This is a genomic window from Nocardia sp. NPDC057455 (assembly GCF_042802775.1).
Classification (GTDB): Bacteria; Actinomycetota; Actinomycetes; order Mycobacteriales; family Mycobacteriaceae; genus Nocardia.
On sequence record NZ_JBHVDM010000012.1, the window covers coordinates 100532 to 112167 of the forward strand.

General features: G+C 69.1%; 8 protein-coding genes. 7 read left to right on the plus strand and 1 reads right to left on the minus strand.

Features of this window, described 5'->3' with window-relative positions; translation table 11 throughout:
- Positions 1-65 precede the first annotated feature (65 nt).
- A complete protein-coding gene (gene dnaE / locus ACFU5M_RS07550) occupies positions 66-3614 on the minus strand; it encodes a DNA polymerase III subunit alpha (RefSeq protein ID WP_379045365.1) in 3549 nt (1182 codons plus the stop codon).
- A 319-nt stretch (positions 3615-3933) separates the two neighbouring features.
- On the opposite strand from dnaE, the gene ACFU5M_RS07555 reads away from it, so the two are divergent.
- The 7 genes from ACFU5M_RS07555 to ACFU5M_RS07585 all read left to right on the plus strand — a co-directional run bounded on the left by ACFU5M_RS07555 (position 3934) and on the right by ACFU5M_RS07585 (position 11445).
- Positions 3934-4371, plus strand: coding sequence for a hypothetical protein (locus tag ACFU5M_RS07555; protein WP_379045368.1), 438 nt, complete (start codon positions 3934-3936; stop codon positions 4369-4371).
- A 326-nt stretch (positions 4372-4697) separates the two neighbouring features.
- Positions 4698-5903 carry a sensor histidine kinase gene (locus tag ACFU5M_RS07560; protein WP_379045371.1) on the plus strand — a complete coding sequence of 402 codons (1206 nt, stop codon included), beginning with the start codon at positions 4698-4700 and terminating at the stop codon, positions 5901-5903.
- Positions 5904-5969: 66 nt separating this feature from the next.
- Complete coding sequence (locus tag ACFU5M_RS07565) at positions 5970-6767, plus strand: LytR/AlgR family response regulator transcription factor (protein ID WP_379045374.1); 798 nt, start codon at positions 5970-5972, stop codon at positions 6765-6767.
- The gene (locus ACFU5M_RS07570; RefSeq protein WP_379045377.1) at positions 6764-7129 is read left to right on the plus strand and encodes a hypothetical protein; all 366 of its coding nucleotides are present in this window, start codon (positions 6764-6766) and stop codon (positions 7127-7129) included. The genes ACFU5M_RS07565 and ACFU5M_RS07570 overlap by 4 nt, the downstream gene beginning before the upstream one ends.
- Positions 7130-7543: 414 nt before the next feature.
- Complete coding sequence (locus tag ACFU5M_RS07575; protein WP_379045407.1) at positions 7544-9298, plus strand: cation acetate symporter; 1755 nt, start codon at positions 7544-7546, stop codon at positions 9296-9298.
- A 156-nt stretch (positions 9299-9454) separates the two neighbouring features.
- Positions 9455-9811 (plus strand): DUF485 domain-containing protein, encoded by a 357-nt coding sequence (locus tag ACFU5M_RS07580; protein ID WP_379045380.1) that lies wholly within the window; start codon positions 9455-9457, stop codon positions 9809-9811.
- Positions 9808-11445, plus strand: a complete 1638-nt coding sequence (locus ACFU5M_RS07585; protein WP_379045383.1) for a cation acetate symporter — start codon at positions 9808-9810, stop codon at positions 11443-11445. Before ACFU5M_RS07580 ends, ACFU5M_RS07585 begins: the two co-directional genes overlap by 4 nt.
- The last annotated feature ends 191 nt before the right edge of the window (positions 11446-11636 follow it).

An 11636-nucleotide genomic window follows, 5' to 3' on the forward strand; every position in this document is an offset into this window, starting at 1 on the left:
CATTGTCCGATGTCGGGGAACAGGGATAGCCGCTGCGTCACGCTCGGGCCGATGACCACATATGGTCAGCCGGCCAGGCAGCCCGGCCCGAGCAGCGCCTTCAGATCGCCCATCAGTGCCGAGGACGGGGAGACTCGCAAGCGTTCGTCGAGTTTCAGCAGTGTGGTTTTTTCTCGGGCGCCGACGTGCCGGATATGGACGTCCGAGGTGCCGGGGTGCCGGGACAAGACCCGCTTGAGTTCGCCGATCTTGTCCGGCGTGCACATCCGGGTGGTGACGGTGACCGCGAGCGGCTTGGCGACGCCGACCGCGGACAGGTCGGGCACGGCGAGATCGTTGGCGATCAGCGAGATCCGGTCGTCGCGAACCGAGACGCGGGCCTTCACCAGCACCACGGCGTCCTCTACGACGTCCATCCCGTACACCGAGTACGACTGCGGGAAGAACAGCACCTCGATGCCACCGGTGAGGTCTTCCAGCTGCGCCGAGGCCCAGGCCAGGCCGTTCTTGTTGATGCGCCGGTTCACCGAGGCCAGGATGCCGCCGACGGTCACCTGGGTGCCGTCTTTGATGTCGCCTTCCAGGATGGCGGGGATCTGTGTGTCGGCCTGCGCCGCGAGCACGTGCTCGACGCCGTTGAGCGGATGCCCGGAGACGTACAGGCCGAGCATCTCCCGCTCCAGCGCGAGCCGGTGCTTGGACTCCCACTCCTCGTCGGGCACCTTCACGTTGAACACCGAGGTCACCGACTCGTCCGCGTCCAGGCCACCGAACAGGTCGAATTGACCGATCGCCTCGGCCTTCTTGGTGGCCATCACAGCGTCGATGGCATCGGAGTGGATCAGCAGCAGGCCCTTGCGCGGATGACCGAGGGAGTCGAAACCGCCTGCCTTGATCAGCGATTCGGTGACCTTCTTGCTCGCGGCGATCGCGTCGATCTTGTTCAGGTAGTCGGAGAAATCGGTGAACTTCGACTTCTCCTTGCGCGCCTGGATGATCGAGGCGACGACGTTCGCGCCGACGTTGCGCACCGCACCGAGACCGAAGCGGATGTCCTTGCCGACGGAGGCGAAGTTCTGCTCGGACTCGTTGACATCCGGCGGCAGCACGGTGATGCCGAGACGGCGGCAGTCGGAGAGGTAGACCGCGGCCTTGTCCTTGTCGTCGCCGACGGAGGTGAGCAAGCCCGCCATGTACTCGGCCGGGTAGTTGGCCTTGAGGTAGGCGGTCCAGAACGAGACGAGGCCGTAGCCCGCGGCGTGCGACTTGTTGAACGCGTAGCCGGCGAACGGAAGGATGGTGTCCCACAGCGCCTTCACCGCGGCCTCGGAAAAGCCGTTGTTGGTCATGCCCTCGTGGAAGCCCTTGTACTCGGCCTCGAGCACCTCGAGCTTCTTCTTACCCATGGCCTTGCGCAGCGCGTCGGCCTTGCCCATCGAGTAGGAGGCGACCTTCTGCGCGATGAACATGATCTGCTCTTGGTAGACGATCAGGCCGTAGGTCTCGGCGAGGATCTCCTTGAGCGGTTCCTCCAGCTCGGGGTGGATCGGCTTGATCGGCTGCCGCCCGTTCTTGCGGTCGGCGTAGTCGTTGTGCGCGTTCATGCCCATCGGGCCGGGCCGGTACAGCGCGAGCACGGCGACGATGTCGTTGAAGCCGGTGGGCTGCATGCGGCGCAGCAGGTCGCGCATGGGGCCGCCGTCGAGCTGGAAGACGCCGAGCGTGTCGCCGCGCGAGAGCAGTTCGTAGGTCGCGGGGTCGTCCAGCGGCAGGTTGTCCATGTCCAGGTCGATGCCGCGGTTGGCCTTGATGTTGTCCAGCGCGTCACCGATGACGGTGAGGTTGCGCAGACCGAGGAAGTCCATCTTCAGCAGGCCGATGGCCTCGCAGGACGGGTAATCCCAGCCGGTGATGATCGCCCCGTCCTGGGGCCGTCGCCACACCGGGATGGCGTCCATCAACGGCTCGGAGGACATGATCACCGCGCAGGCGTGTACACCGGCGTTGCGGATCAGGCCCTCGAGCCCGCGCGCGGTCTCGTAGATCTTGGCCACGTCCGGGTTGGTGCCGATCAGCTCGCGCACCTCGGCGGCCTCTTTGTACCGCTCGTGATCGGGGTCCATGATGCCCGACAGCGGGATGTCCTTGGCCATGATCGGCGGCGGCAGCGCCTTGGAGATCTGGTCGGCGATGGCGAAGCCGGGCTGGCCGAACTGGACGCGCGCGGAGTCCTTGATCGCGGCTTTGGTTTTGATCGTGCCGAAGGTGATCACCTGGGCGACCCGGTCGGTCCCCCATTTCTCGGTCGCGTAGCGGACCATCTCACCGCGACGGCGATCATCGAAGTCGATATCGATATCGGGCGCGGACGGGCGCTCCGGGTTGAGGAACCGCTCGAACAGCAGGCCGTGCGGCAGCGGATCGATGTTGGTGATGCCGAGCGCGTAGGCCACCAGTGAACCGGCCGCCGAACCACGGCCGGGGCCGACCCGGATGCCGACCTCCCGCGCGTGCTTGACGAGGTCGCCGACGACGAGGAAGTAGGCGGGAAAGCCCTTCTGCTTGATGACGTCGAGTTCGAAGTAGGCGCGGGTGTAGTACTCGTCGGGCACGCCGTCCGGGAACCGGCGCGCCAGGCCGCGGTCGACCTCTTTGCGCAGCCAGGAATCCTGGTCCTCGCCCTCGGGCACCGGGAAGATCGGCATACGGTCCTTGAAGGCCCACACGTCGTCGTAGGACTGGACCCGCTCGCCGATCAGCACCGTGTTGTCGCACGCGCCGGGCACTTCGGCGTCCCACAGCGCCCGCATCTCCTCGGCGGACTTCAGGTAGTAGCCGTCACCGTCGAACTTGAACCGTGTGGGATCCGACAGCGTCTTGCCGGTCTGCACGCACAGCAGCGCCTCGTGGTTGGCGGACTGATCCTTGGTGACGTAATGACAGTCGTTCGTGGCCAGCGCCGGAATGCCCAGCTGCTTGCCGACGTTCAGCAACCCTTCCCGGACCCGGCGCTCGATGGACAGGCCGTGGTCCATGATCTCGAGGAAGAAATTGTCCTTGCCGAAGATCTCCTGCCACTTGGCGGCGGCTTCCAGCGCCTCGCGCTCGTGCCCGAGGCGCAGACGGGTCTGCACCTCGCCAGAGGGGCAGCCGGTCGTCGCGATGATGCCCTCGGCGTACTGGGCGATGATCTCCTCGTCCATCCGCGCCCACTTGCCGAGCTGGCCCTCGATGGAGGCCAGCGAGGAGAGTTTGAACAGGTTGCGCAGGCCGGTCGCGTTCTCGGCGACCATGGTCATGTGCGTGTAGGCGCCCGAGCCGGAGACGTCGTCGCCCTTCTGGCTCGGATCACCCCACTGCACGCGCTTGGTGTCGAACCGGGAGGCGGGCGCGATGTAGGCCTCGATGCCGATGATCGGCTTGACGTCGTGCTTCTTGGCCGAGTTGTAGAACTCCGAGGCGCCGTACATGTTGCCGTGGTCGGTCATCCCGACCGCGTTCATCCCCAGCCGTTTCGCCTCGGTGAACAGTGGCGATATCTTGGCCGCACCATCGAGCATGGAGTACTCGGTGTGGTTGTGCAGATGGACGAACGATCCGGACGAGGCGGCCAAGACGGTCCTTCCTCCCAAGGTCTCGACGGGGGTTGGCTGGACCGATTCTAGGCGTGCGCACCGACTGCTTTTGACCGGCGCGCTGACGCCACTCGGGCGCGCGGCGTGTCGGTGGGGAAGATCACCGGCGCGTCCTGGGGACTCGCCGTATGAGTGGCTGATTTCCGCGAGTGTCGGGGTCTTGCCGAATGCGGGAACAGCCGAACGGCGGCCGTGACACGGCGGTACGCTCTGCTTCCCTCCCCACGACGATGCCGGGCGCTACTCGGGGACGGGTGAGCACGACAGACCAGATTTTCCCGAAATCGTGGAGGTGTCGATGAATTCGACGACAGCGCTGTTGATCGTTCCCGCCACGGCGATGGCGGCACTGGTCGCCACGGCCGCGCCCGCCGCGGCCGCCCCCGCCGCATTCGCCACCGTGTACACCCTGGCCCAGGGGCCGTGCGTGGGTCAGGTGGAGATGTCGGTCAACGGCAACGCCTACCCCAACCAAGCGGCGTTCACCGTGGGCACGACGCTGGTCGGCGCCGGGCCGTGCACGCTTCCGATCACCCTGAACTACCGCAACGTCGGCACCGGTCAGGAAGGAACATTCCAGGTCGTCGCGCAGGGCCCCGGTTACTGGGGCAACAGCGGCCACTCCGCACTGTTCCTTCCGGGCATCGGCCAGTTCACCGCGACGGTCAGCATCGGCGCGGCGCACTTCCCCGAACCCGGCACCATCGAGTTCACGGTGCCGCAGTACCAGGGCTGAAATTTCACAGGCCGGCCCGCGCCTCGCCCAGCGGTGGCGCGGGCCACGCTTACTGGACTCGGCCCGTCCGCGACCACTGGCACGATCGGCTGTCGTCAGCGCCCGTGCCCGGTTGTACCCCCGCGTTCGCTCCACACCCGATCGGGTCGAAACCCGCCCGGACAGGACTGCGACCACGCCCGACAGAGACGGGTCCGCGTGCACCGGATCCAGCCCGTCCGCGCGGCCACCGTCTCGTGCCCGCGCCGAGTCGCACCCACGTTCGCGCCACCGCGCCACACCCGATCGGGCCGACGCGATAATCGGCGCATGAGTTTCCTGCGCCGATGCCCGCCATGACCACCGCACTCGCCGTCGTGGCCGCGGCGGCGTTGGTCGCCGGTGCGCTGCTGATCTGGTCGCGCACCCGCAGAGTCGTGACCACCCCCGCCGAGCGGGCGGTGCATTCGGCGTTGCACACCGCGTCGCTGGCGGCGGTCCCGCTGCGGCGCGGGTTGACCGAGCAGTCCGCGCGGGAGGCGGCGCCGCACCTGCGCGCGCTGACCGGCGCCGAAGCGCTCGCGCTGGCCGATCCCGAGGGCACGTTGCTCGCCTGGGACGGCCCGCACGCCGAACTGGCCGAATACTTCGGCGAAGCCGCCGCGCGCGCCGTCGCGGGCGAGCGTCCGGTGCTCGTCGCCGGACCGGGCCGGGGCGAACACGCGGGACGCACGCTGATCGCGCAACCGCTGCTGATCGAATCCAACGGCGTAGCCGGTGTGCTGGGTGTCGTGAGCGCCGGCCAGCCGGGGCCGGGGCGGCTGGGTGCGGTCGCCGAGGTGGCGCGGTACGCCTGCGGCCAGCTCGAATTGGCCGAACTGGACGCGTCGCGCGCGCGGCTGGACCGCGCCGAGGTGCGCGCGCTGCGGGCCCAGATCAGCCCGCATTTCATCTACAACGCCCTGAACACCATCGCCTCGTTCGTCCGCACCGACCCGGCGCGGGCACGCGAGCTGATCCTCGAATTCGCCGACTTCACCCGGTACTCCTTCCGCGCGGCGGGCGAATTCACGGTGCTGTCCGACGAATTGCGCAACATCGAGCGGTACCTCGCGCTGGAACGCGCCCGTTTCGGCGACGCGCTGCAGGTCCGGCTGCGGATCGCGCCCGAGGTGCTCGGCGTGGTCCTGCCCTTCCTCGCGCTGCAGCCGCTGGTGGAGAACGCGGTGCGGCACGGGCTGGCGGGCACCGCGCACGGCGGCACCGTCAGCATCGTCGCCACCGACGCGGGCACCGACTGCGTGATCAGCGTCGAGGACGACGGCGTCGGCATGGACCCGGATCTCCTACGCTCCGGCGCGCTGGACGCCGTCGACACCGGGACGGGCCCGGCGGGCTCCGGTGCGGCCGCGCACATCGGGCTGGCCAACGTCGACGACCGGTTGCGCGCGGCCTTCGGCGACGACTACGGATTGGTCGTGGAAACCGCGCCCGGCGCAGGCACGAAGGTCAGCCTGCGCGTTCCCAAGTTCCGCGCGGGCATCCGGGCATGAGATGGGGCGTCACGCCGACGGCACCCGGTCGGCGGCCCCACACGGGACCCTTACGATGGAGCGATTGTGACCCGCGTTACCGGCAAACCGGCGGGCGCGCTGCGCGTGCTCGCCGTGGACGACGAGAAACCCGCTCTGGACGAGCTGGTGTATCTGCTGCGCGCGCGGGCCGAGATCGGCGAGATCCACGCGGCCGGCGACGCCACCGGCGCGCTGCGGGTGCTGCGCGCCCATCCGATCGACGCGGTGTTCTTGGACATCAACATGCCGGGACTGGACGGCATGGAGCTGGCAGGCATCCTCTCGGAGTTCGCCGCCGCGCCCGCCGTGGTCTTCGTGACCGCCCACGACGACCGTGCGATCGCGGCGTTCGACCTGGGCGCGGTGGACTATCTGCTCAAGCCGCTGCGTGAGGCCCGGCTCGCGGAGGCGGTGCGGCGGATCGCCGCCGCGCGGAGCGCACCGCAGCAACCGGCCGCCGACGCGCGCGCCGACCCGAGCGAGGTCATCCCGGTGGAACTGGGCGGGGTGACCACGCTGGTGCCGAGATCGAGCGTGAGCTGGGTGGAAGCCGACGGGGACTACGCGCGGCTGCACACCAGCGCCGGATCGCACCTGGTGCGCATTCCGTTGTCGGCGCTGGAGGCTCGCTGGCAGGATGCGGGATTCCTCCGGGTGCACCGGTCCTATCTGGTGGCGCTGCGGCTGGTAACCGGGCTGCGCAGCGTGGGCTCCGGGACCGTGGTGTGCCTGCGGGCCGAGGGCGACGCGCAGGCGGTGGAACTGCCGGTCAGCCGACGACAGGTGCGCGAGCTGAAGCACCGGCTGGTGCACCGGTCCCGGCAGCACTGGGGCAATCAGTGACCGCGCCGCAGCGTCCGGTGCGCAGGCGCGTCGTGCTCTCCGAGCGACGTGGTGCGCGGCGGGTGCGTACCAGGGTGGAAGTCGCCGAGCAGACCGAGTTCGGCGAAGCGCTCATCGGGGGGCTGATCCGCGCGCAACTCGGGCTGGCGCTGCGCGTGGGCCTGGTGAGCATCGCGCTGCTGTGCGCGCTGCCGGTGCTGCTGCGGACCGGCTCGATCGGCTCGATGACGGTGCTCGGCATCCGGTTGCCGTGGCTGCTGCTCGGCGGCGCCGTGTACCCGTTGCTGTTCCTGCTCGGCCGCACCTATGTGCACTTGGCCGAACGCAACGAACAGGACTTCCTCGAACTGGCCGAGGACTGATCGTGCGGCGCACCTCCGCAGCGCGCGGCACGGCCTACGCCCCATCCATATGGCGAGCGATTCGATGAGCGCAGATACCTCCCGGTCGCTCCGGAGGATACGACCGACAACGCTACGGCCAGCCCGGATTCGCGCAGTCGACCGGAGCCGACGGCCCTGGCGACAATCCGCCTCCGCCGCGAACAATTCGATCACGTCCACATCACCCGCCGAACCGCTGCGTTCGTCCCGAACCACCTCTGTAGCGCCGACTACCGGCTTCACCCCCGCACGGGGGGCAAGCGATTCGACGAGCACGGATACGCCCCGGCCGCTCCGCCGGGAAGCGCGCATAGCGGCAGTCGGTCGGAGCCGGTGGCCAAGGCAGCGATCGACATCGCCCGCCACACCGCTTCACCCTCCCGGGGCCGCTTCGTGATCTCGGGCACGGCGCCTGCGCTCACCGTGGCCGCGTTGGTCCTCGCGGCGCTGGCGACCGTCGCGATCGGCGCGTACGGCGTGCGGCTCGCGCGCACCACTTCCGACTTCCTCGTCGCTTCGCGCAGCGTGGGACCGCGCTGGAACGCCGCCGCGATCTCCGGCGAATACCTCTCGGCGGCCTCGTTCCTCGGCGTGGCCGGGTTGATCGCGAAATACGGCGCGGATGCCCTGTGGTACCCGGTGGGCTTCACCGCCGGATACCTGGCGCTGCTGCTGTTCGTCGCCGCGCCGCTGCGCCGCTCAGGCGCGTACACGGTGCCCGACTTCGCCGAATTCCGGCTCGGCTCACTGCGTTTGCGCAGGCTCGCGGCCACCGTCGTGGTGCTCATCTGCGCGGTGTATCTGATCCCGCAGTTCCAAGGGGCCGGCCTGACGCTGCACATCCTGCTCGGGGTGCCGGACTGGGTGGGCGCGGTGGCGGTGGGCGCGATCGTGCTCGCCAACGTGGTCGGCGGCGGGATGCGCTCGATCACCCTGGTCCAGGCGTTCCAGTACTGGTTGAAGTTGACCGCGGTGGCCCTTCCCGCGCTGGTCCTGCTCGGGCACTTCCTCGCCGACGAGCGGGAACTGGGCGCGCCCGCCCCGCCGACGGTGTCCGAGCGCACCACGGTCGACGTGACCACCGACGTGGTGGTGCGGGTCGGTGTGCCGCAGCAGGTTTCGATCACGGGAACCCTCGACGACCGAGCGGTCGACGGCCCGGTGCCGCTGGCGCCGGGCACCCACGAGTTGGCCGCGGGCACGCGGTTGGTCCTGGAGGCCGGGGCCGCGGTGCCGGTGGTCGCGGGCGCACCCGCCGACGGCGCGGGCTGGCTGGCGCCGGGCGGCGGCTTGGGTGGACCGCATCCGACCTACCAGGTCTATTCGCTGATCCTCGCGACCTTCCTCGGCACCATGGGCCTGCCGCACGTGCTGGTGCGCTTCTACACCAACCCCGATGGGCGGGCCGCGCGCGCGACGGCGCTCGCGGTGATCGGCCTGGTCGGACTCTTCTACCTGTTCCCCGTCCTGCTGGGTGTCTTCGCGCGGCTGTACGTGCCGCAGCTGCTGATCACCGGAACCTCCGACGCCGCGGTGGTGCTGCTGCCCGGCTCGGTGGTCGCCGGGCTGCCGGGTCAGCTGCTCGCGGCGCTGGCCGCGGCGGGCGCGATCGCCGCGTTCCTGTCCACCTCGTCGGGCCTGCTGGTGAGCATCGCGGGCGTGCTCAGCACCGACATGCTGCGCGGGCGGATCCGGGATTTCCGTGTCGCGGCGCTGGCCGCGGGCTCGGTTCCGCTGGCGCTGTCGCTGACCGTCGTGTCGCTGGACCTGTCACGCACCGTCGGCTTGGCCTTCGCGGTGGCCGCCTCCACACTGTGCCCGCTGCTGGTGCTCGGCATCTGGTGGCGCGGGCTGACCGCGGCGGGCGCGGCGGCCGGCCTGGTCGCGGGCGGGCTCGCCGCGGGGACGGCGACCGCCGTCTCGGTCACCGGCGGATTCTCCGACGACGTGGCGGGCGGCTGGCCCGCGGCGCTGCTCGGCTATCCGGCGGCGATCAGCGTGCCGTTGGCGTTCGCCACCATGGTGCTGGTCAGCAAGTGCACCCGTGGGCTCGGTACCAGGGCGGTGAGCCGCATCTTCGTCCGGATGCACGCGCCGGAGCGGCTCGGCATGGGCGCGGACCGCGAGCGCAGCCTGCGTTCGGACTGATCGAGGACTCCGGGCCGACCGTTCGTCGCGTCACATCGACCGTTCAGCGCAGATTAGGGCACCTTCACGGAGTGACCCACACCACAGCCTACTGGCGGCCCGCAGGGCTGGCTTACCGTCCTCGAGAAGTAAGCCACGTCACTTGGTAGGACAAACATGACCAGTACCGAACTCGACGACACCGCACCGCGGCGAGCGCCGAGCGCAGCAGAATTCGCCGAAGTGCAGGCGAGCCCCCAATTCCAGGAACTGCGAACGCGCTTGCGCCGCTTCGTGTTTCCGATGACCGCGTTGTTCCTGCTCTGGTACCTCGGTTATGTCCTGTTGGGCGCCTACGCGCACGACTTCATGAGCCGCCCCGTGTTCGGCAACGTCAACGCCGGATTGCTGCTCGGCTTCGGGCAGTTCGTCTCCACCTTCGCCATCACCGCGCTGTACGTCCGGTTCGCCAACCGGGAACTGGATCCGCGCGCGGCGACCATCCGCGACTACCTCGAGGGAGACCGCGCATGAACACCGTGCACACCTACGCCGCCGCGGCGACGGTCGGCAACCCGGTCGCCAATATCGCCATCTTCGGCGTCTTCGTCGTGTTCACGATGATCGTGGTGATCCGGGCCAGCCGCAACAACGCCACCGCCGCCGACTACTTCACCGGCGGGCGCGGCTTCTCCGGGCCGCAGAACGGCGTCGCCATCGCGGGCGACTATCTCTCGGCGGCGAGCTTCCTCGGCATCGCCGGCGCCATCGCGGTCTACGGCTACGACGGTTTCCTCTATTCCATCGGATTCCTGGTCGCTTGGCTGGTCGCGCTGCTGCTGGTCGCCGAAATGCTCCGCAACACCGGCAAATTCACCATGGCCGACGTGCTGAGCTTCCGGCTGAAGGAAGGCCCGGTACGCACCGCAGCCGCGCTGTCCACGCTCACCGTGTCGCTGTTCTACCTGCTCGCACAGATGGCGGGCGCGGGCGGCCTGGTCGCGCTGCTGCTGGACATCTCCGACAAGACCGGGCAGTCCGTCGTGATCGCCGTGGTGGGCGTGCTGATGATCGTCTACGTGCTGGTCGGCGGCATGAAGGGCACCACGTGGGTGCAGATCATCAAGGCCGTGCTGCTGATCGTGGGTGCGGCGCTGATGACCGTCATGGTGTTCGCGAAGTTCGGTTTCAACTTCTCCGACATTCTCGGCTCCGCGCAGGAAGCGGTCTCCGGTTCGGCGAACAAGGCCGTCGCCGCGCGCGACGTGCTCGCTCCCGGCGCGCAGTACGGCGGCAGCGAGACCTCGAAGCTCAACTTCCTGTCCCTCGGCCTGGCACTGGTGCTCGGCACCGCGGGCCTGCCGCATGTGCTGATGCGCTTCTACACCGTGCCCACCGCCAAAGAGGCACGGCGCTCGGTGGTCTGGGCGATCGGCCTGATCGGCGCGTTCTACCTGTTCACCCTGGTGCTCGGTTACGGCGCGGCGGCGATCGTCGGCCCGGACCGCATCCTCGCGGCCGCGGGCGGGCAGAACTCGGCGGCGCCCTTGCTGGCCTTCGAACTCGGCGGCGTGGTGCTGCTCGGCGTGATCTCCGCGGTCGCCTTCGCCACCATCCTCGCGGTGGTCGCGGGCCTGACCATCACGGCGTCGGCCTCGTTCGCCCACGACATCTACGCCAATGTCATCAAGCGTGGCAAAGCCGGTGAGCGCGAACAGGTCCGGGTCTCCCGGATCACCGCGGTGGTGATCGGCGTGCTGGCCATCGCCCTGGGCATCCTGGCCAACGGGCAGAACGTCGCCTTCCTGGTGGCGCTGGCGTTCGCGGTCGCGGCGTCGGCGAATCTGCCGACCATCCTGTTCTCGCTGTTCTGGCGGCGGTTCAACACCACCGGTGCGCTGTTCAGCATGTACGGCGGCCTGATCTCGACGATCGTGCTGATCGTGTTCTCCCCCGCGGTCTCCGGCAGCAAGACCGCCATGCTCCCCGGATCGGACTTCGACTGGTTCCCGCTGTCCAACCCGGGCATCGTCTCCATTCCGTTGGCGTTCGGGCTCGGCATCATCGGAACCTTCGTCGGCGGCCGGTCCGAGGATCCGGCCAAAGCCGCGGAGATGGAGGTGCGTTCGCTCACCGGCGTCGGCGCGGAGAAGGCGGTGGTGCACTGACCGCTGCCCGGCATTCCCCGTCCCCCTTGCTCTTTCGTTAGGAGATCTCGCGTGACCAGCGCAACCACCGATGCCCGCGACAACACCACCGCCTACCCGCCGACCGCGGAGTTCGCTGCCCAGGCGAACGCCGACGCGGGGTTCTACGAGCGGGCCGGGGCCGATCGCGAGGCGTTCTGGGCCGAGCAGGC

Excerpts from the sequence above, each read along its gene's own strand:
- ACFU5M_RS07555 (WP_379045368.1), top strand. The coding sequence starts at position 3,934 with ATGAATTCGACGACAGCGCTGTTGATCGTTCCCGCCACGGCGATGGCG.
- ACFU5M_RS07580 (WP_379045380.1), top strand. The coding sequence starts at position 9,455 with ATGACCAGTACCGAACTCGACGACACCGCACCGCGGCGAGCGCCGAGC.
- ACFU5M_RS07560 (WP_379045371.1), top strand. The coding sequence starts at position 4,698 with ATGCCCGCCATGACCACCGCACTCGCCGTCGTGGCCGCGGCGGCGTTG.
- ACFU5M_RS07585 (WP_379045383.1), top strand. The coding sequence starts at position 9,808 with ATGAACACCGTGCACACCTACGCCGCCGCGGCGACGGTCGGCAACCCG.